Here is a 24,156-nt window from a genome sequence, read left to right as displayed (position 1 = left end):
ATATACAATTCGCATGCTCTATATGTGTAAAATGAATAAGGAAAAAGAAATAAAATAAAAACAGCCCTGTTTCCAGGGCCGCTTCCTAATGTGCATTATTTTTCATGCTCCAGTGTTCTCATATAGTCCTCTACAAACTGGGCAAACCGCTCTGCCACCGGCGGTATTTCTCCACTTTTCTGCCGCAGAAGAAATACGGAACGGTTAAAGCCTGGTTCGGTAATCCTCACCATATGTACATCCGGCCGTTTTCCCCAGGAATATTCCGGCCACAGGGTGATTCCCACCTGATCACTGACCAGACTCCTCACCAGATGGGTATTATTGCACTCCATGGAAAACTGTGGAATAAAATGATGCTCCCGAAACCGTGTGTCCGCCAGGTTCCTTAAAACTCTCCCCCGGGGCAACAGGATAAAATTCTCATTATTCACATCCCTCAAAGAAATCTCATCCTTTTCACCCAGCCAGGTTCCAGACGATGCTCCAAGAAAGACCTCCTCTGACAAAAGTTCATGGCCATCCTGGTAGGACATGCCGGGACCAACGCTTAAAATACACAGATGCCAGTCTGTGCTCTCCTTCTGGTCTATCACCACAAAGGCCGCATCCGGCTCCTCCTCCCGGAACTTTTTTATGATACCGGAAAGGAGCGGCACCACCGACATAGCATTAAGACGTATCGTATCCCCGCCCTTCTGCACCTTTTTCATCTCGTCTCCCAGCCCCTCCAGCTTCCACAAAATGGGGGAGATCTGCTCCCGGAAGGTCAGTCCTGCCCGGGTCAGGAGGATCCGCTTCCCCTGGCGCTCGAACAGCTCCACCTGCAGCTCCTTTTCCAGGGACGCCACCGCCCGGCTGATGGAGGGCTGGGAGACCCGGAGTGCCTGGGCCGCCTTGGAGATATTTTCATATTTTGCCGCATACAGAAAGTATTTTAACTGGTAGAGTTCCATTTTCCCGCCTCCCTTACACACTCCAGGAACCTCTCTCCGTACTTCTGGTACTTAAACTCACCTACGCCAGTGACTGTCAGCATTTCCGCCTTATCCGATGGACGGACAATACACATGTGGACCAGAGTCTTGTCAGAAAAGACAATGTACGGAGGTACCTTTTCTTCTCTGGCAATGGCCGCCCGCAGGGAACGGAGCTTTTCAAACATGGGCTCGTCCCCCTCCCGCAGGCCGGAGGCCAGGACTGGCTTTTTCTTTTTCGCCTCCCGGGCCTTCCCAGGCCGCCGCTCCGGCTCTTTTGCCATCTTCATGGTCACGGTCTCTGCGCCGCAGAGCACGTCCTCTGATCTTTCTGTGAGCTTTACCACAGAATAGCTGCCGTCTGTGGTCTCCAGATATCCGTTCAGCAGAAGATGGTTCATGATCTGGCGCAGCCGGTATGCCGGCACTCTGGAAAGACTTCCAAAACAGGGATTTTCCGTCATCCGGTACTGGCGCAGTTTTTCTGTCTCCGCTCCCCGGACCGTATCCAGGATCACGTTGATCCCGTATCTCTGCCCGCAGGCCTTTACACAGCCGATCATGATCCTGGCTGCCTCCGTCACCTCCGCCGTTTCAAACTCCTTCCGGCAGTTGGCGCAGTTTCCGCAGTAATTGGACCCGTATTCCCCGAAATACCGCAGGATATAATCCCGGAGACATTCGTTGGTACAGCAGTAGAAGGTCATTTTCTTTAACCGGTCCAGGTCCCTTCCCCGGACAAGCTCCGCCGTTTCCGGGTCCAGCTCCAGATTGTCCCGGTTGTTCTCAATGAACAGCCGGTTGGTGATCACATCCTGGCCGCTGTAATACAGGATGCATTCCGCCGGTTCCCCGTCCCGGCCGGCCCGGCCTGCCTCCTGGTAATAGCTTTCTATGTTCTTTGGCATTCCGTAATGGAGCACAAACCGGACATTAGATTTATCGATGCCCATTCCAAAGGCGTTGGTGGCCACCATGAGAGGTGCGCGGTCGTAAATAAAATCCTCCTGGTTTTTCCTCCGCTCCTCGTCAGACAGGCCCGCGTGGTAGCGGGTGGCAGGAAAGCCGTCCCGGATCAGATGGCCGCACACTTCGTCCACCTGTTTTCTGGTCAGGCAATAGACGATGCCGCTTTCACCAGAATGCTCTTCTATATAGCCTTTCACCGCTCCGTACCGGTCTCTGGGCGTCTCCACTGCAAAATACAGATTTCCCCGGTCAAATCCAGTGGACGTGACCGCAGGATCCCGAAGGTCCAGAAGCTCCAGGATATCGTCCCGCACCTCCCTGGTGGCCGTGGCCGTAAAGGCGCTGACCACAGGCCGCGCCGGAAGCTCCCGGATAAAGTCCGCGATCCGTAAATAGCCGGGTCGGAAGTCCTGTCCCCACTGGGAAACGCAGTGGGCCTCATCCACCGCCACCATGGAGATCCGCGCATTTCTGGCAAAATCCAGGAACTCCGGCGTTAAAAGCCGTTCCGGGGCCACATAGATGATGGGATATCTTCCCTGTCTGGCATAGGACAGGGCCTTCCGGTACTGGCCCGGAGTAAGAGAACTGTTCAGGTACGCTGCATGGATCCCGGCCTGGTTCAGGCTCCCCACCTGGTCCTTCATTAAGGAGATCAGGGGCGATATCACCAGGGTGATCCCATCCAGCATCAGAGCCGGGATCTGATAGCAGAGAGACTTGCCCGCTCCCGTGGGCATGATCCCCAGCACGTCCCTTCCGGACAGGATCTGGTCGATCAGGATCTCCTGCGCTCCCCGGAAGGAATCGTAGCCAAAATATGTTTTCAAAATTTCGTATTTATTCATGAATGTTCCTTATATATATGTTTTCTGTCCTTCTTTTTCTTGATCTTAATTTCCATTATACCCGCTGCCAGCCGCAAAAACAAGCCGCTGCGGCCGGGAAACGATTTTCCTTGCAAAAGTCCCTGTTCTGCCGTATCATTATCTTACTTTTCACACATCTCAAGGAGGGACATCATGCACGTTTATACCTGGTATCAATGGCTTACCTTTTTTTATCTATACTGCTTTTTTGGCTGGATCTTTGAATCCTCTTACGTCTCCATTTTAAAACGCCGGTTTGTGAACCGGGGCTTTCTACGGATCCCCATGCTTCCCCTGTACGGCAGCGGGGCGGTGATGATGCTGGTGGTGTCGGAGCCGTTCCAGGACAGCCTGCTCCTCACCTGGGTTTCCGGCGTTATCGGAGCGACTATCCTGGAATATGTCACTGGCTGGGCCATGGAGCAGCTCTTTAAGGTCCGTTACTGGGATTACAGCAATCAGAAATTCAATCTCCATGGCTATATCTGCCTGAGCTCGTCCATTGCCTGGGGCTTTCTGACTATTTTTATGACCCATGTGATCCACAAGCCCATTGAACGGGCCGTCCTTTCCCTGCCCGTCATGTGGGATATTCTTTTTGTAGCCGTAGTGACCGTTGTCTTCACCGCTGATGCCATTGTCTGCACCAGAGAGGCTCTGGCCTTCGGCAGATCCCTGGAGGCCGCCCGGAAGCTGCGCCAGGATCTGGATATCCTCCGGGTCCAGACGGCACTTTTACGGATGGATGCAGAGGACCGTCTCCATGAGACCCGGACAGACCTGGAGACGCGGCTGGCTGGAAGACGGGCGGACCTGGAGGCGCGGCTGGAGGAGCTTCGTTCCAGGACCGGAAACCGGCTGGAAGGGCTCCGGGGAAAATCCGAATCCCAGCTTCTGGAGCTTTTAAAGGAAAAGGAGGCCTCCCTGGCAGCCATCCGGGAACACCGGAGGAAATTCCTGCGCTCCGTCCTCCGCTCCAATCCCACCGCCTCCTCCCGCAGGTACAAGGACGAATTCCAGGACATGATCCATTACCTGGAGGACAGCGGGAAGGACCAGTCCCCGTTTTAAGGATGGGGGACTGGCCGGCTGGATCTGTCATTCGTGGCCGCTTGTTTTTCGTGCTTTTTATATTCCCATCTCTCTCATTTCTTTTCTCATAAATTCTTCTAACGTTTTCTTGTCCGGTAAGTGCAGCATATAGGTAGATACAAATAGCTGGTTATCCATTCCCGATAAGGCATACTCAACCATCTGCGCTCCCTTATCTGTACAAAGCAAAATCCCCACTGGCGGATTATCGCCTTCTGACATTTCATTCTTTTTATAATAACCAACATAGGCATTTAGCTGCCCTAAATCCTCATGCTTAAATTCATCATTTTTAAGTTCAATGATCACATTACAATGCAGTAGCCGGTTATAAAAAACAAGATCCACAAAGTAATATTTATCATCAATAATAATACGTTTTTGTCTCGCCTCGAAACAAAATCCCTGCCCAAGTTCCAGCATGAATTCCTGTAAATGATCCATAAGCGCCTGTTCCAGATCCGATTCGCTTACAGCGTCTCTGGCATTTAGACCAAGAAATTCAAAGGTAAATGGATCTTTAATCGTAAGCATGGTACTATCCGGGTGTCCCATCGTTTCCTGTAATAACAATTCAGGCTTTTTACTGATTCCAGCTCTTATATACAGATTAGTCTTTATCTGCCTGCGAAGTTCTCTCACAGTCCAGTTACACTTTATACACTCTGTTTCATAAAAGAATCTCTCAAAATCATCTGCAATTACCAGCAGCTCTCTTATATGCGAAAAGGACAGGTTATTAAGCAGTAATTCAGGCTTTGTCTCGAATTGGTGCGACGCTGTCGCACTTTTTTCAAAATATGGCAGTCCAAATTGATGTGACACTGCTGCACCAATTTGGGGATACAAAAGATAAAACTGGCGGCACCACTTAAACAATGTAGAATTCATCCCTTTTTCAGAAATCTGTTCTTCTAAATTTTTAAGTAGCCGTGTGCCATACGATGCCCTGTCACTTCCCCCTTGTTCATATTCAACAATATAATATCCAATCGCCCAGTTTCTAAGCGTCATCAACTGATTCACCGCACATTTCGCAATATTACCGGCTTTTACATTTATTTCTTTTATACTGTCTGCTAACATTTCAAATTTCATAAATTCACCCACACTCTACCCCTTCTTTTTATAATTCCCTGCCGCCAACTCTTCAAAGATCCAAAGCCATCTTGCGCTAAAGGCAGCTTTCCTGGATCTATTAAACTTCTCTTATGGGAAAATACAGATAGCTCTTTCCCGTTGCAGGGTCAGTGTAATCATGAACAGCTCCAGCCAGAGAAATCCCATCCTCGCTCATCTGTCTGATGATTTTTTCAAACGCTCCCTTATGATTTTCCGCGACCATATATTCATAACCAGGTACTATCCATTTCGTCCAGCCATCAGGTGCTTCCGCATGATCGTCACACTCCACTCCCGCCAGATACAGGCCTTTACGGAAGCCGTCCTCCCACGGTTTAAATGAACGGGAACTATCCGACATGGCACCCCATATCCCCACAATACTTCCTTTTGCGTCTCTCTTTGCCAGATGCGCGATTTCACTAAAATGGCTGTCTGCGTCATACCACAGTTTCTGGATAAAGCCGTCGCCGTCTGATGTTGATCCCTCTTTTCCAATGACAACAAATTTTTCCTTTATCACCTTAACCATTCCTTATCTCCCCCCCCCCGGGGCATCCTTCATTCCGAAACCAGCGCTTCAGAGTCTGGCTGTTATGATACTGGGGCTCCAGATTTCCATCTATCTGCTTCCCTTAATAAACACTCAATCAGTCCCTGCTTGCCCTCAGTATAACTTTTCCGGTCATCTGGGAACTGTGCCGCTAATTTTTTCTTACATTCGTCATATATCATTGCTTTTTCCGGATAAGTGTTCAGATAGTCCCTAAAGCTGATGTAATGATTCCATTCCATTTCACGCCACTTAACTACATGGATATGGTGGGTTCGCGTATCATTTTGAAAATCCCCCATCACAAACAGCATCTGCCCTTTAACATCCTCTCCCCGGTAAATAATACCGTGCTGTTTTAATAATTCAATATACGGCAAAATATCATTCAATTCTCCAACGCCGACTGCGATATCAATAATGGGTTTTGCATGTATGCTCTGAATGGCGGTACTTCCAACATGCTGGATATCAATGGCCGCATCGTTTAAAAGTTCAAATAAGATCCCGATCATTTCTTTTGCATTCTGATCCCATTCTTCCTGATGAGGTATTAATTTCACCGTCCCCCGCTTCAACCCTGTCATCATACCTTAACCTCCATGAATTCCAGTCTGGCTTTCTTCTATTTCCCGATCTGCTGTGATTTCGGTTTTATTATAGCACAACTCCAGAAGCGGCAAAATGTTTTTCCTGGCACAGATATCTATAAACTAATGAAAAAATGAGAGCTGGAGCTTTCCATACAGCGGCTTCCTCATCCCCAGTTGACACAAATGGGGATCCGGGGTATATTGTAAGTATAAATAAGAAAGGGGATTCCATATGAGACTTATGAAAAAACTAACCGCCTTTATGACGGCGGCCGTTCTCTGCCTGGGCTCTGTGATGCCGGCCTACGCGGATTTTTACCGTCAGCCGTCTAATATAAAGGGCGTGCTCATCAACAGCGAAAGCGAGGTAGCTGATGTAGTGGAGGTGGGAGCCTCCCAGGTGGTCTGCAACTTTCCCATGTCCTGGGCCTTCCAGCCTAATATGATGAACGCTTACGGAAGCTTCCTGCGGGCCATGGACAATGCCGGGATCACCGTTACCATGATCGTTTTAAACGACTGGAACGCAGCGGCCTATAAGCCGGAGCTGCTGCCTGTATCCGCACCTGTGGCCGGAGTCAGCTATTATGGCTTCAATACCTTAAATGAGCAGGGCGTCCAGGCCATCCGGGACACCGCTGGGATCCTGACCAGCAATTTCGGGAACCTGGTATCCAACTGGGTCATCGGCAACGAGGTCAACGACGGTCAGGTATGGAACTACTTAGGCTCCATGGACATTAACACCTACTGCTCCAACTATGCCACCTCCTTCCGTACCTGGTATGACACCATCAAGGCCTCCAATTCCCTGGCCCGGGTGTATATGCCCTTTGATTTCCGCTGGAACTGCGGCCAGTTGGAGGGTTTTAAGTACGGCGTCATGGACATGCTCCCCAGGCTCAACGCCCTGTTAAAGGATACGGACTACGGAATCGCATGGCACGCATATCCGGAGACCTTCACCGATCCTGTATTTTCCGATGATATCCACGTACTTGATACCCCAGATACGTATATTATCAATCTGAAAAACCTTCATGTGCTCACGGATTATATGCAGCAGCCGGATATGCTCTCTCCCGAGGGGAAGGTCCGCCATCTGATCCTCTCCGAGCAGGGCTTCACCTCCGACTCTCCGGAGCGGGGCGGCCAGGTCCTGGAGCTCCAGGCCCAGTCCATCGCCGAGGCCTACCAGGCGGCCAAGGCCAACCCTTATGTGGAAGGCTTTTTCTTAAACCGCATGCACGACGAGCCTTCTCTTCTGGGAGCCCACTACGCCTTCGGTCTCATCGGCACTGACGGGACAAAGAAGCCAGCCTGGCAGACGTATAAGGATCTCCAGTAAAACGAAAAAAAGGGATCCGGCCTACCGGCACAGCCTGGGGTCCACCTCCAGGTACTGCTCCAGGATCCGGATCCCCTCCTGAAACTGATTTTTATGGGTTCCAAAGGTCTCGCTCCTGCACAGGAAAAAACCAGCCTTTAAATACAGGCCAACAGCCTCGTAGCTCCAGGGCTGGGTGTGCAGAAAGACCGGGACCTCTCCCCGGCCCGCGAATACCCGCAGGGCCTCTCGGACCAGGGCAGTTCCAATGCCCTGGCCTTTTTTTGCATCCCGCACTGCCAGCCAGTGAAGGGAGGGAATAAGGCTCCCATCCGTTCCCGCCTCTGTCCATGCCATGCAGACTCCGTCCGTTTCTCCGTCCATGCTTTCTGCAAACAGGCATCGGAAGGAAAGTTCTTCTTTCCTGTCTCCATATTCCTGTAAAAACCATGCCTCTGTCTGCTCCAGTGTCATGTCCCCAAACTCCCCGGCCTCCTTCTGGATCCTGGCCCAGTTTTTCTGGTCTCCTTCCCGCCAGGTACGCAGACGGTATCCTGGAGGCACACAGACCGGCAGCAGACACTGCCGGTTCCCGTCCCACTTCATGATCAGGTCCTTATACGGAATACTCTTGTCTAACATTCAGCTTTCCTCCCTGGATTTTTTTATAATAGAGACAAAGGAGCGTCAGCGCCAGAAGCCAGGCCAGGGGCGTGGAAAAGCAGATTCCCGCGTAGCCGAAGGGCAGCAGGAGCGCACAGCCGCCCCACCGGGCCGCCAGCTCCAGGACGCCTCCTGCCATGGGCACCAGAGCCTCTCCCATGCCCTGAAGAGAGCTGCGGACGATCTGGAGAGCGCACAGAGCCATGGAGAATACGCCGATGATCACCAGATATGTATATCCGTACTCCACGATTACCGGATCATAGGGCTCCAGAAACAGCCGGATCATCTGGCGTCCGAAACACACATTGAGGACCAGCATTCCCAAAGCCGCAGCCCCTCCCATTTTCAGACTGGAGACGATGCCCTGGCGGATCCGGTCCGGCCGTCCGGCTCCATAATTCTGACCGCAGTACACCTCCATGGCCGCAGCCAGGGTCGTAAAGGGCTGGGTCACCAGGTTTTCCACCTTCCCGGCTGCCGTGTATCCGGCGATCACCGCCGAGCCGAAGCCGTTTAAGTAGGCCTGGAGGATCATGATCCCCACTGCTGTCACGGAAAACTGGAGTGCCATGGGAAGGCCGATCCTTAAGTGCTTCCAGCCCTGGGAAAGACTTTGAGACCAGTGCCTCCGTTCCGGCCAGATGTCCGGATATTTCCTCCATGCGTACCAATGGCAGAGGACCGCGGAAGCCAGCTGGGCCAGAACCGTGGCTGCGGCCGCCCCCTCCACGCCTCCGTGAAATACCAGGACTGCCGCCAGATCCAGGACCACGTTGAGGACAGAAGAAAAAATAAGGAAATACAGAGGTGTGCGGCTGTCCCCCACGGCCCTCAGGATCCCTGCGATCATATTGTAGTAGATGGCGGCTCCCAGACCGCCGAAAATAATGCCGATATAGCCGGAGGCGTACTGGAAAATATCCTCCGGCGTATTCATGAGCCGAAGAAGGGGATCTGCCCCGACCGTACTTAAAAGGGTCATGACTGCCGTCACCGCCGCACACAGCCAGCCACAGGCCGCAGCCGAGGTACGGATCTGCTCTTTGTCCCCGGCTCCGGCCCGTTGGGCGATGACCACGGAAAAGCCGCTGGTGATCCCGGTGGCAAAGCCGATGACCAGAAAGCTCATGGCCCCCGTGGCTCCCACTCCCGCCAGCTCCTTTACTCCCACCAGACGGCCCACGATCACTGCGTCAGCCATGCTGTATATCTGCTGGAACAGGCTTCCTATAAAAAGAGGGATAGAAAACCGTAAAATGGCTTTCCAGGGCACCTGGACCGTCATGGTTTCTATCCCCCGCATTTCTTTCTTTTCTACTTCCGCTCCCATTTCTGCCTCCATTTCCTGTACTGCCCGAGACAGTTGGTCTTAAAGCCGTCCACCTCCAGATGGTCCAGGGCTTCCCACCAGTCCGGCGTGTCTCCCAGGTTGGAAAAGACCTGGATCCCTTTCTGGTGCAGATACTCCACCTCTTCGCTGCCAAAGCTCCCTGCATTCAGTCCCACCTCATAAAAATCCCCCCTGTCCAGCATCTCCTTCTGCTCATCCTTCAAGAAGCGGATGTTGGCTCCCAGCCGGAGACCCTCTGGCTTTTTATGGCTCCGGCACCAGTCCTGGATCTCCCAGACCACCTCCTCCATTCCGGAGAAGATAATGCACCGGTCTGCTGCATGGCACTTTTCCGCCATCTGGATCACTGCCCCTGCGATCCCTCTTTCCTTCAGCTCCACCTCAGCAAAAAAGCCCTCCGGCTGCGTCCGGAGCCATTGGAAGAACTCCCGGAGACTTAAGATCCGCTCCAGCCTTCCGTCCTCCAGGCACCGCCGTTCATACTCCTCCTTATACCGCCGGTACACGGCTGACAGGACCTGTTCCTCGTTCTCCGCCCGGCTTTCAAACCGTTCCGTCTGGTAAAGGACCTCCTGCTCCGGCGCCACAGCCCAGGGATAATAATACTGCTTCTCGTTGGAGTATCCGCCCTCCGGGAACCGCTTCAGCAGATGGCCGCCAAAGGGAAGGCGCACCTGGCTCAGCTTTTCCCAGGTCATATCCTTTACCTTGCCGCTGCTATACGGCCCCTGCCAGCCCATGGTAAGCCGCCTGACATCTGCATCGTGGAATACCACCAGCTTTCCGTCCCTGGTCCTGCGGACGTCCATTTCCACGCCTCCGGCCCCCAGGGCCGCCGCCTCCTCAAAGGCTGTGAGAGAATTTTCCGGCCCGGCCTCCATACATCCTCTGTGGGCGATGGGGCAGGGCCGTCCGTCCTTCCTAAAATCAGCCATTTCCTTTCTCCCATTCATTTTCTTTCATATTGGTGTACACATAGACCGCCGCCGACAGCACGGAGAACAGGAACATGATCACCGACAGGGCCGCTGCCTTTTCATAGTGGCCGTTGTTGAACTGGGTGTACAGGGAAATTCCCATCATCTGGGGATTATTCCCGTCCATGAGATACGGTGTTGTGAAGGAGCTGATATTGCTCATGAACACGAAGGTGGCCGCCACGAAAAGATCCCGGTAGGTCAAAGGCAGAATCATCTGCCTCAGGATCCGGAACCGCTCCGCTCCTGCGTCCCTGGCCGCCTCAATGGTGGAATCCGGGATTTTGGAGAGGGCAGCCGCCATCAGCATGGTGGCAAAGGGAATGTTAAACCACAGATTCATCAGCACGATCCCCTTTCCATTGTACATAAGTCCCAGCTGCAGGTTCATTCCCAGAAGCCGGGAGATCCGGTTGATCAGCCCGGAATCACGGATCACGGTGATCATGCCGTTGACTGCCACCAGACCCGGAATAAACCGTGGCAGCAGATACAGCCGCCCGATCATCCGGCTGGCCCAGCTGTTGGAAAACCTCAGATAAATAGCCAGGAAATACGAGATCCCGATGGCCAGGACCACAGTTACGATCACGATCTGGAGCGTATACAGGATATTCCTCCTCTGGATCGGGTCGGTAAAGAAGTAAATGTAATTATCCAGGCCCCAGCCGCCCTCCTCCAGCTGGAAGCTGCGGAGGAGGCTGGCCGCAATGGGATAGAATACGACTCCCGCCAGGATGATCAGGGAAGGAAGGATCAGCAGATAGGGAAACAGCTTTCCCAGGGTCTTTTGTCTCATGTTCTGTCTCTCCTTACGCTTATTCAAGAGTTCCGATCTGGCTGTCCCATTCCTCGTAAAGCTCGGTTCCCAGATTTCCCAGGCTTCCGATGCGGAATTCCTCGATCTTCAGATCCTCGATGGTCTTTGTCAGCTCCTGATCCAGAAGGCCAAAGTCGATGACCGGGATCGCTGCCATGGAATCCAGGGCAATGTTCTGGGCCTCGGGAGTCAGCATGTAGTTGAGGAAGGCATAGGCTCCGTCCTGATCGGATCCGATGGACGGGATCCCCAGCACCACCGGGCTTCCGGTGAAGGACGGATCGATCTGGGTGATCTTAATGGATTCCGGGAGCGTTCCCTGCTTCATCTGGGTGATGGCCATATCGGCCCAGGCCGGGATCATGTCCACCTCCTTATTGGCCAGAAGATCCAGGGTCCCCTGGTTCTTATTGGGGTATACCACCTTGCCGGAGGATTTATACATATAGGGATGGAGCTCCTTTAAAAGCTCAAAGCCCTGGCCCCACTGCTCCTTGTTGGCCGGATCGGAGGAGGTGAGCGCCGACTCGTCCATGAAATTATAAATGCTGGTGGTCACAAAGGAGCCGCCTGCACCGCCGGAGGACGGGGTATTGTAGGCGAAACGGCCCGGATGTTCCTTGATCCACTGGTAAAGCTCCTCCGCTGTCTCAGGCGGATTTTCCACCGTTTCCGAATTATAGGCCAGGACCACTGTGGTCCCTCTGTACGGCATCACCAGGTCGTTCCGGAAAGTGGATTCCACCTGGAGAGTGTCTATATTGGGGATCTTGCTCTTATCCAGGGGAACAAAGAAATCCTCTCCGCCTTCGTCCACGTATTTCGTCACCTCGTCGCCGCCCAGCTCGATCACATCGTAATCCGTATCCGTCTGGCCCGCCTTTTTCGCGGCTACCACACGCTCAAACAGCCCCTGGGCTCCGGTTCCCGAGGTGATAAACTGAAGCTCTGCCGTATACTGATCCTGGGATGCGTTAAACTGCTGGATCTGCTTTTCAAACTGTACCCGCACATTATCAGAGCCTCCAGCCCAAACGGTCACCACCGGCTTTCCGGCAGACGCAGTGCTCCCCGACGCACTGGCGCTGGTGGAGCAGCCGGTCATCAGCATGGCTCCCACAGACACAGCCAGGGCCATCACAGCAGTTTTCTTTCCGCAGCTTACGATCTTACAATTTTTCATCATCTTTCTCCTCTTTTTTGATTTCTCATTCATGGTTCATGATTTTATATAAAACTCCCGTCTGCTTCCCATCAGGCGCAGTACTGGAAGGTTTTCGCGAAGGAAAGGGATACCCGGTCCTTCATATGGAGCTGGTCGGCCACATTTCTGGCCACATAGGTCTTGATCACCTGGCGGTTTTCCACCTCCACATTGACCTCCACAAAATGGCCCAGGACCATGATGGTCCTCACGTCTCCGGAGAGCTGCCCCTGGACCTCTCCTCTGGTGATGGTCACGTCCTCCGGACGCACAGCCACAGAGCTTCCGTCCTGCTTTGTCAGGAAATTCATTTCTCCAATGAAGGAAGCCACAAACCGGGTGGCCGGATGATCGTAGATCTCCGTGGGGGTTCCGATCTGCTCGATAAAGCCCTTGTTCATGACAACGATCCGGTGGGACAAAGCCATGGCCTCCTCCTGGTCATGGGTCACAAACACCACCGTGATATTCAATTCCTCCTGGATCCGCTTCAGCTCCTCCCGCATCTGGGCCCGGATCTTGGCGTCCAGGGCAGAAAAGGGCTCGTCCAGGAGAAGGACTGACGGCTTTAACAGCAGGGCTCTGGCAATGGCGATCCTCTGCTGCTGTCCGCCGGAAAGCTGGCCCGGATACTTCTTCTCATAGCCGGTCATGTTCACCAGCTTAAGCCCCCGCTCTACCTCGCTCTTGATCTCGTTTTTTGGGACCTTCTTGATCTCCAGACCGAAGGCAAGATTTTCATATACAGTCATATGAGGCCAGAGGTTGTAGCTCTGGAACACCATGGCGGTGGGACGCTTTTCCGGCGGAAGGTCCTTTACGGATTCCCCGTCGATGAGAATGTCTCCCTTATCGATGTCCAGAAATCCTCCCAGTGTCCGCAGGATCGTGGATTTTCCGCAGCCGGAGGGCCCTAACATGGTCACAAACTCTCCCTCGTACACATCGATGTTGATATTTTCCACGCCGTCCCCGTTTTTATATTTCTTCTCCATACCAGTGATCTGGAGCTTTACTTTTCTTTCCATTTCAATTCCTCCTATTTCATCCCATAGCCCTGGGAAAGATTATCTGCATTGATGTATTTCCGCATAAGGAACAGGATCAGCACGGTGGGTATGATCAGGATCAGTGACAGCACCGGTCCCGCCGTCAGCGGATATTCCATGATGACTCCGTAGAGCTCCACCGGCATGGTCTTCACCTGGGGGAAGCCCACCAGCAGCGTTCCCTGGGCCTCCTCCAGGGATCCCAGGAAGGTGAACACACTGGCAACGGCAATGCCCGGCATGGCCAGCGGAAGCGTGATCCGGAAAAATGTCCGGAAGGGGCCGGCCCCGGCGTCCCTGGCAGATTCCTCCTGCTGCCTGTACACGCCCCGGAAGGCTCCCGACGGGATCCATGTCATAAACATCATGGAGTTCAGCACATGGATGATGATCACGCCCACAAAGGTCCCCATGAGGTTCAGCCGGTAGAACAGGATACCGATGGAGATGTACAGCCCCATCCTGGGATACGCGTTGCTTAAGAGAAACGATAGCAGGAACACCCGCTTTCCTTTGAAATTATACCGGGCCAGGGCGTAAGCCGCAGGAATGCAGATCAGCAGGGACACTGCTGTCACAATGGCCGCCAGCACAAAGGAGGTGGCAATGGAACTCAGAAGACTTCCCTGTCCCAGAACGAACTCCCACCAGCGGAAGCCGAATTTCTGGGGAATGATGGCCGGGACCTCGTACTTATCCGCAAAGGCCAGCATGCACAGGTTCATTAACGGCAGATAGAAGAACAGGACAAAGATCCCAAACAGGATGTACTGGAAAAAATTCTTTTTTCCTACGGTATAGTAAAAGGCCTTGGGAGACATGAGCTTCATCCTTCCATCTCCTTCCGCACTGCCACTGCCGTCTTAAGGCTCCGTGTGGTGATATTGGCGATCCCCTTTTCCATCAGGCTCCGGATGATCTCCGGATCGTTGACCGTCCAGGCAGAGCCTCCCAGGCCCATGGTTTTTAAAAGCTCCATCACCCTGTCTGTGAACAGACGGTATTCCATATTGATGCACTGGGCTGAATAACGCACTGCCGTACGGAACACCTGTTCCATCTGCTTCATGCAGATATTCCTTCCCAGATCCGGCTCCGGGATCAGATTTTCAATGTTCCAGTATACGCGGACCTCCGGATATTTTTCCGGTCTGGCCTTCATGAAAAAGGAACTCACCGTACCGGAATAGATCAGCTGTCCCTCCACGCCATACTCCTTTGCCAGCTGGTATACGGGGATCTCCAGCCCCGGCGTTTTCAGATCGCAGTTGATCCTTTTTTCCGGCTTTTCCTTTAAAAGCTCAAACACCTGGCCCAGCCTGACCGCCTCCTCCGCGGTCTCGTCATGGGACAGGATCAGCTCCCCGTCCCGGTTTCTCCTGATATCTGCCTCCAGGCAGTTTCCCTCGGAGGCCAGGGCATATCTTACAAATTCCATGGAATTATCCGGCGTTCCATCGCAGCCGGAATGTGCTGTGATCTCACACATCTCTCATTCTCCTTCCTTTTCTCTCTCTGGCACGGCTTTAATATACCAGGAGTCCTGTAAACAAAAAAGACAGGTTGGCTAAATTTTATGTAAATTGTATCTGTTGTTCGTATATTCATACAATCATCTTAAATATTACCTGTTTTTTACATTTCTGTTCTTTCTCTTTTTACATTCTTTCCGTTATCCTCATATGGTTAGAACCAATGAAAGGAGCGATCCATGGAAACACTTCAGACCTTTCACGGAGTTCTCGACCGTGGGTTCACTGGAAATATGAGCTTCCAGTTCCATATTCCCCACGGGATCCATGAGCTTTCCGTGATCCTTACCTATGAAAAAGAACGCATACAGGACCCGGCTTCCTATATCGAACGCTTCCGGCATCCACTGATCCGGCAGGCTGTTCCCTACCTGGGCCGGATCCCCACTGACCGGCAGCTTCAAGAGATGGTGCAGGCTATGAAGACCGAGATCCAGCTCTGTGCCATGATCGGAGGCGTCTTTGCCGGAAATGTCCATATGCCGGGGACGAGAAAGGAGATCCTGTTAAAGGAAGGCGTCCGCTCCAGAGGCTGCCTTCCCTATGACGGAAGAAACGGCATGGTGAAGATCATTGTCAACGTATACCAGGTGGTGGAGGAGAATACCCCCTGGAACCTGGAGATCAAAGGAGGTCCCGTTCATGTGGAAACGGATCGAACTGCATAATCATACCATGGAGTCTGACGGCTCCATGACCGTAAAGGAGCTGGCTGCATTTATGGAAGCCCAGGGGATCCCCTGGTTTTCCCTCACGGACCACAACACAGTCTCCGGCTTCCCAGATCTGCCCGCGGCCTGCAAAAACCGGCTCCAGTACGTCTACGGCTACGAGCTCACGTCCTACTACGGGCATCTGCTCTGCCAGAACGTAACCTCTTATATTCCCTGGGATGACATCGACCGGGATAACGCCGACCCTCTGTTTCAGCGGGTCCACGAGGCCGGCGGACTGGCAGGGCCTGCCCATCCCTTTTCCCTGCCCTCTCCCTTTGCCAATGGTATGCGCTGGGATATGACCATTCACGATCCCGGGCTCATGGATTTCATTGAGATCGTAAACAACGCCCATCCCATGGTCCCCGATAACTGCCAGGCCATCCAGTGGTGGATCCGGCTGGCCTGCTCCGGCTTTCCCATCGCCCCGGTCAGCGGCCTGGATCTCCACCGCCCCATGGACCTGGACGGAGTTTTTTCCACATTTATTGAGACAGACGGGGACAACGCTCCAGAATCCCCTCCGGAGGCCTCCCAGGCCCTGGCACAGGCCGTCCGCCGCTGCCGGACCTGTGTGACCCGCGGGCCGGTCCTCCACTGGGTCCTGAATGGAGACAGCCTTAAGCTTTCCCTGCGTCCCGGGCTCACTCCCATTCCAGAACATGAACCGGATGCTCCCCCGCTCTTTTTCTGTCTTATAAAAACAGAAAAAGACAGCCTCCGTATCCCTCTGGGAAATGAAGACTGTCTTGTACCCCTGCCCGATACCATCCGCTCCTCCAGGGGAGCCGTGCTGCTGCTCTTTCCGGCAGAGTCCTGCCCTTCCGGTGAGCCGGAGCTCTCTTCCTTAACGGCAGCCGCCGGGCCTGTTTTTTTCTCAATGTGAACGCAAAAGAGCGCTGCAAAGACTTCAATACCGTCTTTTTGCAGCGCCCTTATTCAGGCTTCTTTTTTAAGCATATCACAGATATAAGCCCGCAGACCATCCTCTGAATCTACGCCATATTTCCGGTTCACGGCAGTAAAATACTCCATGATCCTCTCCTTCGGCAGAAGCTCGCTGGAAGGAATGCCGTCACCATAGCCTTTTCTCGCATCCATCCACGGTGCTTCATTATGCGTGATCCTCTCCAGCACTTTTCCTCCATACATGCCAAATGTATTTACAACAATATCGATCACCCGCTTCTCGTCATCCGTCAGTGCTTCTTCTGTCCCTTTCAGCAATGCAAAACGCGCATCATCAATGGGATTGTATTTAAAATCCCTGAACAGATCGTATACTTCCGGATAAACTGGTCCATGTACCCATGCCCTGCAGTCCTCCGTAAAAATCGGCCTTCCATACAAGGCAGAATAAATACCCTGAATGAAGTACAGCAGCTTCTGAAGCATAAGCGGGGTTACTTCTTCCAGCCTCTCAAATACATATGCGATCACTCTGAGCATCTTATCTGACACATTAAAAAGCCTCTCTATGCTGTCTGCGGCGGCCATAGATTTTTTATACGCCGCATCCGTCAGCTTACTCCGGTTTTCCATAAGCCTCTGCTTCATATAAGCCGGTGAAGCCAGCGCTGCTTTTATAATATCTGAATACTCTCTGGAAGGTACCTGTCCTTCCAGATATCGCGGGATCGTCACCTCACCAAATCCGAGAGCCAGAGACAGCGGCGCTTTGCCAATTTTATAGATCTTCATGAGCTTTTCAATGTCTTCCATCGAAACAAGGCCTTCCATCGCCCTATATTGCTCGTCGATCTCCTGGACATTCTTATCAATAAGTCCAGGAATACTCATTTCCCTGCCGCACTCCATACATACAGCCATGGTGATTTCAAATTTATAGCTCTTATCTTTTATGGTCTTAACCATGTCCCTCTTCTGCAAAAGGTACTCCGTCTCTTTTCTGCACTCAATGCAGAAATCCCTTCTCATCTTTTCTGTCATAACGGCTCCCTCCCATCGTCTCCTGGTCATCTGAAATAATATGTAAGCGGATACTTCTGTTCGTGGAACGAAATAACGATCACAAAGCAGCCATCCAGTTTATTAAATTTAATATACAGGGAAACTGTTTTTTCCTTTGTTCCATTTCTCTCCAAAAGAATGACATCCTTGCCAAATACATAAAGTCGCTCATGTTCAAAGCCCTTATGCTCATTCCTCAGTATCCCTGAAAAGTCCATCTCAGTAAGGCTCAGTATAATTTCCCTTACCTTTGCTTCATTAATAACATAATCTAAAAAAAGTTAATATTGTCCTGCCGTCTGGCGTTCCGGTCAAGCCGGTATCTGCCGTTCTCCACTGCCTCTTTCACCTCGGAAAGATACAGTTCTATATCCTTTTTATCTATATCCAATCCTTTATCCTCCGAAGATCAAATGATATTATTTTTATTTTTTTCTATCATTATTATAACTATATGATCGCTTTTTGTCAATATCCTATCTTTTTATGAGGCAATGGTTTTCGCCAGCATACTTTTTATACCATGCAGGCACGGACCCTGGCTCGTTGTCCGCACCAAACTAAAAAGAGCCGGACCACCTTCTCGGTGTCCGGCTCCCTTTCGGCCTTACGCCTCCGGCTTCTCAACCTGGACGATGGCCTGCTTCTGCATGGGAATGCGGCAGTTCTTATTGCTTCCAAACTCAACGATTACCGTGTCGTCTGTCATATCAATGATCACTCCGTAAAAGCCGCTGGATGTCAGAACACTGTCACCAACTGCGATACTTGCCATCAATTCCTGCATTTTTTTCTTTTCCTTCTGCTGCGGTCTGATCGCGATAAAATACATAAACGCAAAGATCAGGATCACGTAGCCGATCCAGAATGCGGGACTGTTCATGCTGTCTTGCACCTCCGTTTCTAATTCTGCTTATCTTTGTAATTACCAGTTACGCCTTCCAGCTTTCTTGCTTTGTATTCGGCGTAGCTGTGGTTCTCAATGGCTTCCCGGATCTCCGTCATCATAGTATTGTAGAAATAAAGGTTGTGGAGCACGCACAGGCGCATGCCCAACATCTCCTTGGCCTTTAACAGATGACGGATATAGGCTCTGCTGTAAGAGCGGCAGGCCGGACACTGGCAGCCCTCTTCAATGGGGCGCATATCCTTTGCGAACTGCTCGTTGAACAGGTTGAGCTTTCCGTGATTGGTGTATACATGGCCATGACGGCCATTTCTGGTGGGGTAGACGCAGTCAAAAAAGTCCACGCCCCGGTCCACACTCTCTAAAATATTGGCCGGCGTTCCAACCCCCATTAAATAGGTGGGCTTGTTTTCCGGAAGATGGGGAACGGTCACATCCAGGATGCGGTACATCTCCTCATGGCTCTCCCCCACTGCCAGGCCGCCGATGGCATAGCCGTCGCAGTCCATGGCCGATATGGTATCGGCATGGGCGATGCGGATGTCCTCAAAGGTTCCTCCCTGGTTGATTCCAAACAGGAGCTGATGGGGATTCACCGTATCGGGAAGGGAGTTGAGCCTGGCCATTTCCGCCTTGCACCGCTCCAGCCACCGCACCGTCCGGGCCACGGAATTTTCCATATATTCCCGGGTACAGGGATGGGGAGCACACTCGTCGAAGGCCATGGCGATGGTGGAGCCCAGATTGGACTGGATCTGCATACTCTCCTCCGGCCCCATGAAGATCTTGTGGCCGTCGATGTGGGAGTTGAAGTAAACGCCCTCCTCCTTGATCTTGCGGAGGCCTGCCAGGGAAAAAACCTGGAAGCCGCCAGAATCCGTAAGGATCGGGCGGTCCCAGTTCATGAACTTATGGAGTCCGCCCAGCTCTTTGATCAGTTTATCTCCGGTCCGCACATGAAGGTGGTACGTGTTGGAAAGCTCCACCTGGGTGCCGATCCCCCGGAGATCGTCGGTGGATACGGCTCCCTTGATGGCTCCCACAGTGCCCACGTTCATAAAGACCGGCGTCTGGATCGTGCCATGGACCGTCTCCACAACGGCCCTTTTGGCACGTCCGTCCTTTGCCAGAATTTGATATTTCATATTTTTTCCTGTTTTTACTTACCGGACTTCTCCGCCGCCTTTTTGCCCTTTCTTGTGGTCAGAACGTACCATAAGGCTCCCGTTAAGCATACGGAAGAGTAGGTGCCGCAGATGATGCCCGCCATCAGCGGCAGGGCAAATTCACGGATGGAGGAAACACCCATGACAAACAGCACCAGGACCATAACAAAGGTGGTCAGGGAAGTGTTGATGCTTCTCGTAAAGGTCTGTGTGATACTCTCGTTTACGACCTCCTTAAGATCCGCTCTCGGTCCCTGGAGCTTTAAGTTCTCGCGGATACGGTCGAAGATAACGATGGTGGCGTTGATGGAATATCCGACAATGGTAAGGAGGCAGGCAATGGCTGTGGAGCCCACGGACCATTTTGCCAGGGCGTAGCAGGCAACCACCACCAGTACGTCATGTACCAGGGCGATGACTGCGCTGGCCGCAAAACGGATATTCTTGAAGCGCACCCAGATATAAAGCAGCATAAAGATCGTTGCGATCACAGTCGCCACAATGGCGTCGCTCTTCATCTCTGCACTGATGGCTCCGGAAATGCTCTCTGCGACAATCTTGGATTCATCCACGCCGAAGTTCTCCACCAGGGCTGCATCCAGAGCCTGGCGTTCCTCCACGCTTAAGGTTCTGGTCTTGATGATGACCTCTGTGGTACCGGCCACCTTCTGAGTCTGGGTATCGGCGCTCTTTGTAACGCCTTCCACCACCGGGACCACCTCGCTGGAGATCCTCTCTAAGGACATATCCTCATTGAAGGTCACGCTGGTGGATGTACCGCCCTTGAAGTCCAGGCCATAGTTGAAGGCTCCGCCGATGGAGGACTTGTTCATCACCATTCCGGCCACACCTGCGCCGATCATCACTAAGGAGATGATAAAGCACACGTTCCTCTTTCCAAGGAAGTTGATGGCCTTTTTCTCCTTTTTAGTTCCGTAGAACTTCTTATCAGTAAAGCCCAGATCATAAAGGGCATTCAGCACAAACTTTGTCACGAACAGGGCTGTGAACATGGACAGCACGATACCGATGGCCAGGGTCGTCGCAAAGCCCTTGACCGTACCGGAGCCTCTCCAGTAAAGGACAGCCGCTGCGATCAGCGTCGTAACGTTTCCGTCGATGATGGCGGATAATGCCTTTGCAAAACCGGTCTTAATAGCCGATTTTACAGTCTTGCCCAGGCCGATCTCCTCCTTGATACGGGTGAAGATGATGACGTTGGCGTCCACGGCCATACCGATGGACAGGATGATACCGGCGATTCCCGGCAGGGTCAGTGTCACCTCGAAGGCCGCCAAGAGGATGATGATCAGTGCCACATACAGGCACAGGGCCAGGGATGCGGCCAGGCCAGGGATCAGGTATACGATGATCATGAATACGCACACGATCCCAAAGCCGATGACTCCGGCCTTTAAGCTGGTGGAAATGGCTTCCTGTCCCAGCTTCGCGCCCACCACATTGGAGCGCAGCTCCTCTAACTCCAGGGAAAGGGAGCCGATCCGGATGGTGGAGGCCAGCTTGTCTGCCTCCTCATAGGAGCTCATGCCGGAAATAGAGGCCTTGCCGCCGGTGATGGCAGCCTGGACCACAGGGTTGGAATAGATCATCCCATCATACACGATGGCAATGTGCTTTCCTACATTTGCAGCCGTCACATCTGCAAACTTCTTTGTGCCTTCCTCTGTAAAGGTAAGGGATACCTCGTATTTGTTGGCACCGGTCTCGTCCTTATAGATCACAGGACTGGCTGTGGCCACATCCGTTCCCTCTAAGACCACCTGCATGTTCTCATCCAGGAACTGTAAGGAGCCTGGCTTTCCCAGCTCCTCCAGGATCTTATTGGCGTCGGTAACGCCCGGGATATCCACGTTGATACGGTTGCTGCCTTCCTGGTATACCTCCGCCTCAGAGCTGTACGTCTGTACTCTCTGCTGGAGCTTATACTGGGTATCGGCCATGTCCTCTGGACTGGGATCTGCTTCCTTTGCCTGATAGGTGATGCTGACACCGCCGGCCAGATCCAGGCCCAGCTTAATGCCGCCCTCCTGGGACGTTACTCCGTTCTCATCGGTCACCAGCTTGCTGCGCATAAGCGTATCATACCCAAAATAGCCGAAAACCCCGAGAACGAGCACCAATGCCAGGAGGCTCAGAAGCCCCTTTCCTTTGCTGCTCTTCATGATACATTGTCTCCTTAATCTAAAAAATTTCCCGGCCGGTCCCTGCCGGCCCCCGCGCCTATTCCTCTGCCAGCGCGGCCCTTATCATAATCGCGCACTCGATGCGTTTTTTCTGCATCTCGCAGCCAATATCATAAGCGTCTGTGATCTTTCCATGGAAATTGTAGGAGTTGGCCGCACAGCCGCCGCTGCAGTAGAATCTGGCAAAGCATTCCTTACATTTGTCTTTGGCGTATACATTGCACAGCTTGAACTCGTCGCGGACCTTTGTATTGGTGATCCCCTCGTCCACATTTCCTAACAGGAAATCCTCCATACCAACGAACTGATGGCAGGGATAAAAATCGCCCCAGGGCGTCACAGCCAGATACTCCGTTCCGGAGCCGCAGCCCGAAAGCCTCTTGGCCACGCACGGTCCCTGGCTCAGATCCAGCATAAAGTGGAAGAATTTAAAGCCGCGGCCTTCCTTTTCCCGCTTTACAAATTCCTTTGCCAGACGGTCGTACTCCTCCATGATCTGGGGAAGGTCCTCTTCACGGATGGAATAAGGAGCCTCCGGCGGCGCTACAACTGGCTCCACCGACAGCTTTTTAAAGCCCAGGTCTGCAAAGTGCAGTACGTCATTGGAAAAGTCCAGGTTGTTTCTCGTAAAGGTCCCTCTTACGAAATAATCCTTATCTCCTCTGGATTCCGCGAATTTCTGGAATTTCGGAACGATCAGGTCATAGCTTCCCGTTCCGTTGCGGAAGGGGCGCATCTTATCGTTGACTTCCTTCCGTCCGTCCAGGCTTAAGACCACGTTGCTCATTTCCTTATTGCAGAACTCCATGATCTCATCATTTAAAAGAACGCCGTTGGTGGTCAGAGTGAAGCGGAACTTCTTATTGTGGGCCTTCTCCTGGGAGCGGCCGTACTCCACCAGCTGCTTTACCACATTCCAGTTCATTAAGGGCTCTCCGCCAAAAAAGTCCACTTCCAGGTTTACCCGGTTTCCGGAATTGGCGATCAGGAAATCCAGGGCCTTTTTCCCCACCTCAAAACTCATTAAGGCTCTGCGGCCATGGTACTCGCCTTCCTCTGCAAAACAATACTGACAGGCCAGATTGCAGTCGTGGGCAATATGAAGGCACAAGGCCTTTACCACGGTCTGGCGTTTCTTAAAGTCTACCACATAATCCTTATAGATATCCGCAGTAAACAGCTCCTCGGCATCGATCAGCTCCTGGGCGTCGGAAAGGGCGTCCTCCAGATCCTCCTTCGGGTATTTTCCCTCCAGGGCAGAAACAACTGCGTTCCTCTGATCCTCTGTGAGCTTCTCCGGCTTTTCCATATCGGCCACAACGTCCGACAGGGCCTTTACCACATCATAAAAAAGGGCGTCCACCGAATGGACCGAGCCGCTGTTGACATCCAGGACGATATGATATCCGTTGTTGATATACTGATGAATCAAAATAATTCTCCTATCTGTGTCGTAAACTAAACGTCTTCCTTTGAGACAATAAATACCCCTACAATCATAGGACCGTAGGGGTCATCTTTAAGCGTTCCTGATTGTACAGGCCCCCGCCATTAGCGGTTGCTGTTTTCGCAGCTCTGGTTTCCTACTGTGCAGGATGTCTTGCATGCGGACTGGCAGGATGTCTGGCACTCGCCGCAGCCGCCCTTCTTCATGCTGTTCTTTAAAGTATTGGAGCTTAATGTCTTAACGTGCTTCATAGGTAGATCCTCCTGTTATTCTTTTATTCATGCGGGCATAAACGCCCACAGCATCTCACTTTGTTATGAGATTATACCATACGATTTTCCATTATGCAATAGGGATAATTCCCTGGAAACGGGAATATCCATGTAGAAACAGGGGCGGCTGTCCCTTACGGCCCCAGGCCCCCGTATTTTATGAAAAAGGAGGTCGTTTTATGCTGGCACAGAAAGCCTGGCGTATGATCCGTACCCTTATCTTCACCTACCTGGTCTCCGGAGTCCCGTTTTCCGTCGTAGTACTAGGAAAGTTCCGTCGTTTTCTTCTCGTCATTTTTTTATCTCTTTTCCTGCATCTCGATTTTTCCTTTATTTACAGCAAATTTTCAATGCCCTTTTGGGGCTTTTTTT

General features: G+C 52.3%; 24 protein-coding genes. 5 read left to right on the top strand and 19 right to left on the bottom strand.

The window, feature by feature from the left end:
• Positions 1-95: 95 nt before the first annotated feature.
• On the bottom strand, positions 96-956 hold the full coding sequence (locus OCV69_RS11575) for a LysR family transcriptional regulator (protein ID WP_158359229.1): 861 nt from the start codon (positions 954-956) through the stop codon (positions 96-98).
• Positions 938-2,794: a DNA helicase RecQ gene (gene recQ / locus OCV69_RS11570; RefSeq protein ID WP_158359227.1), complete on the bottom strand. Its 1,857-nt coding sequence runs from the start codon at positions 2,792-2,794 to the stop codon at positions 938-940. The genes OCV69_RS11575 and recQ overlap by 19 nt, the downstream gene beginning before the upstream one ends.
• A gap of 174 nt (positions 2,795-2,968) precedes the next feature.
• On the opposite strand from recQ, the gene OCV69_RS11565 reads away from it, so the two are divergent.
• On the top strand, positions 2,969-3,886 hold the full coding sequence (locus OCV69_RS11565; RefSeq protein WP_158359225.1) for a putative ABC transporter permease: 918 nt from the start codon (positions 2,969-2,971) through the stop codon (positions 3,884-3,886).
• Between the two features lie 57 nt (positions 3,887-3,943).
• On the opposite strand, the gene OCV69_RS11560 is transcribed toward OCV69_RS11565, so the two are convergent.
• The 3 genes from OCV69_RS11560 to OCV69_RS11550 all read right to left on the bottom strand — a co-directional run bounded on the left by OCV69_RS11560 (position 3,944) and on the right by OCV69_RS11550 (position 6,172).
• The gene (locus tag OCV69_RS11560) at positions 3,944-5,017 is read right to left on the bottom strand and encodes a PDDEXK nuclease domain-containing protein (protein WP_262426802.1); all 1,074 of its coding nucleotides are present in this window, start codon (positions 5,015-5,017) and stop codon (positions 3,944-3,946) included.
• 88 nt (positions 5,018-5,105) lie between these two features.
• Positions 5,106-5,561, bottom strand: coding sequence for a GyrI-like domain-containing protein (locus tag OCV69_RS11555; protein ID WP_158359223.1), 456 nt, complete (start codon positions 5,559-5,561; stop codon positions 5,106-5,108).
• A 62-nt stretch (positions 5,562-5,623) separates the two neighbouring features.
• On the bottom strand, positions 5,624-6,172 hold the full coding sequence (locus OCV69_RS11550; protein WP_330599862.1) for a GrpB family protein: 549 nt from the start codon (positions 6,170-6,172) through the stop codon (positions 5,624-5,626).
• A gap of 235 nt (positions 6,173-6,407) precedes the next feature.
• Between OCV69_RS11550 and OCV69_RS11545 the strand changes: the two genes are divergently transcribed.
• Positions 6,408-7,523: a DUF5722 domain-containing protein gene (locus tag OCV69_RS11545; protein WP_262563108.1), complete on the top strand. Its 1,116-nt coding sequence runs from the start codon at positions 6,408-6,410 to the stop codon at positions 7,521-7,523.
• Positions 7,524-7,544: 21 nt separating this feature from the next.
• Here OCV69_RS11545 and OCV69_RS11540 read toward each other — a convergent pair whose 3' ends face one another.
• From OCV69_RS11540 to OCV69_RS11505, 8 genes are all read right to left on the bottom strand, one after another.
• Positions 7,545-8,144: a GNAT family N-acetyltransferase gene (locus OCV69_RS11540; RefSeq protein WP_158359219.1), complete on the bottom strand. Its 600-nt coding sequence runs from the start codon at positions 8,142-8,144 to the stop codon at positions 7,545-7,547.
• Positions 8,119-9,498: an MATE family efflux transporter gene (locus tag OCV69_RS11535; RefSeq protein ID WP_262563107.1), complete on the bottom strand. Its 1,380-nt coding sequence runs from the start codon at positions 9,496-9,498 to the stop codon at positions 8,119-8,121. The genes OCV69_RS11540 and OCV69_RS11535 overlap by 26 nt, the downstream gene beginning before the upstream one ends.
• On the bottom strand, positions 9,483-10,454 hold the full coding sequence (locus tag OCV69_RS11530) for a glycerophosphodiester phosphodiesterase (RefSeq protein ID WP_262563106.1): 972 nt from the start codon (positions 10,452-10,454) through the stop codon (positions 9,483-9,485). Before OCV69_RS11530 ends, OCV69_RS11535 begins: the two co-directional genes overlap by 16 nt.
• Positions 10,447-11,295, bottom strand: a complete 849-nt coding sequence (locus OCV69_RS11525; RefSeq protein ID WP_158359213.1) for an ABC transporter permease — start codon at positions 11,293-11,295, stop codon at positions 10,447-10,449. Before OCV69_RS11525 ends, OCV69_RS11530 begins: the two co-directional genes overlap by 8 nt.
• A 19-nt stretch (positions 11,296-11,314) precedes the next feature.
• Positions 11,315-12,502: an extracellular solute-binding protein gene (locus OCV69_RS11520; protein WP_158359211.1), complete on the bottom strand. Its 1,188-nt coding sequence runs from the start codon at positions 12,500-12,502 to the stop codon at positions 11,315-11,317.
• Positions 12,503-12,570: 68 nt separating this feature from the next.
• Positions 12,571-13,548 carry an ABC transporter ATP-binding protein gene (locus OCV69_RS11515; protein WP_158359209.1) on the bottom strand — a complete coding sequence of 326 codons (978 nt, stop codon included), beginning with the start codon at positions 13,546-13,548 and terminating at the stop codon, positions 12,571-12,573.
• Positions 13,549-13,559: 11 nt separating this feature from the next.
• Positions 13,560-14,399, bottom strand: a complete 840-nt coding sequence (locus OCV69_RS11510) for an ABC transporter permease (RefSeq protein ID WP_022274734.1) — start codon at positions 14,397-14,399, stop codon at positions 13,560-13,562.
• A complete protein-coding gene (locus OCV69_RS11505; RefSeq protein WP_158359207.1) occupies positions 14,396-15,058 on the bottom strand; it encodes a glycerophosphodiester phosphodiesterase in 663 nt (220 codons plus the stop codon). Before OCV69_RS11505 ends, OCV69_RS11510 begins: the two co-directional genes overlap by 4 nt.
• A 222-nt stretch (positions 15,059-15,280) precedes the next feature.
• On the opposite strand from OCV69_RS11505, the gene OCV69_RS11500 reads away from it, so the two are divergent.
• Positions 15,281-15,769 carry a DUF6669 family protein gene (locus OCV69_RS11500; RefSeq protein WP_022274736.1) on the top strand — a complete coding sequence of 163 codons (489 nt, stop codon included), beginning with the start codon at positions 15,281-15,283 and terminating at the stop codon, positions 15,767-15,769.
• On the top strand, positions 15,744-16,703 hold the full coding sequence (locus OCV69_RS11495) for a CehA/McbA family metallohydrolase (protein WP_158359205.1): 960 nt from the start codon (positions 15,744-15,746) through the stop codon (positions 16,701-16,703). Before OCV69_RS11500 ends, OCV69_RS11495 begins: the two co-directional genes overlap by 26 nt.
• Positions 16,704-16,756: 53 nt before the next feature.
• Here OCV69_RS11495 and OCV69_RS11490 read toward each other — a convergent pair whose 3' ends face one another.
• The 6 genes from OCV69_RS11490 to scfA form a co-directional block, all read right to left on the bottom strand.
• The gene (locus OCV69_RS11490; RefSeq protein ID WP_158359203.1) at positions 16,757-17,767 is read right to left on the bottom strand and encodes a type II toxin-antitoxin system antitoxin SocA domain-containing protein; all 1,011 of its coding nucleotides are present in this window, start codon (positions 17,765-17,767) and stop codon (positions 16,757-16,759) included.
• 628 nt (positions 17,768-18,395) lie between these two features.
• Positions 18,396-18,671: a preprotein translocase subunit YajC gene (yajC, locus tag OCV69_RS11485; RefSeq protein ID WP_022274740.1), complete on the bottom strand. Its 276-nt coding sequence runs from the start codon at positions 18,669-18,671 to the stop codon at positions 18,396-18,398.
• 20 nt (positions 18,672-18,691) lie between these two features.
• Positions 18,692-19,840, bottom strand: a complete 1,149-nt coding sequence (gene tgt, locus OCV69_RS11480; protein ID WP_158359201.1) for a tRNA guanosine(34) transglycosylase Tgt — start codon at positions 19,838-19,840, stop codon at positions 18,692-18,694.
• A 14-nt stretch (positions 19,841-19,854) separates the two neighbouring features.
• The gene (gene secD / locus OCV69_RS11475; RefSeq protein ID WP_158359199.1) at positions 19,855-22,044 is read right to left on the bottom strand and encodes a protein translocase subunit SecD; all 2,190 of its coding nucleotides are present in this window, start codon (positions 22,042-22,044) and stop codon (positions 19,855-19,857) included.
• A gap of 58 nt (positions 22,045-22,102) precedes the next feature.
• On the bottom strand, positions 22,103-23,497 hold the full coding sequence (scfB, locus tag OCV69_RS11470; RefSeq protein ID WP_158359197.1) for a thioether cross-link-forming SCIFF peptide maturase: 1,395 nt from the start codon (positions 23,495-23,497) through the stop codon (positions 22,103-22,105).
• Positions 23,498-23,616: 119 nt separating this feature from the next.
• The gene (scfA, locus tag OCV69_RS11465) at positions 23,617-23,763 is read right to left on the bottom strand and encodes a six-cysteine ranthipeptide SCIFF (protein WP_015553081.1); all 147 of its coding nucleotides are present in this window, start codon (positions 23,761-23,763) and stop codon (positions 23,617-23,619) included.
• Between the two features lie 200 nt (positions 23,764-23,963).
• Between scfA and OCV69_RS11460 the strand changes: the two genes are divergently transcribed.
• Positions 23,964-24,156, top strand: a 193-nt coding sequence (locus OCV69_RS11460) for a hypothetical protein (protein ID WP_262563105.1), incomplete at its 3' end; no start/stop codon positions are given.

It is taken from the genome of Alitiscatomonas aceti (genome assembly GCF_025567195.1).
Taxonomy (GTDB): domain Bacteria; phylum Bacillota; class Clostridia; order Lachnospirales; family Lachnospiraceae; genus Alitiscatomonas; species Alitiscatomonas aceti.
The sequence above is the reverse complement of the archived record's forward strand: the minus strand, read 5'-3'. Positions and strand labels throughout refer to the sequence as shown.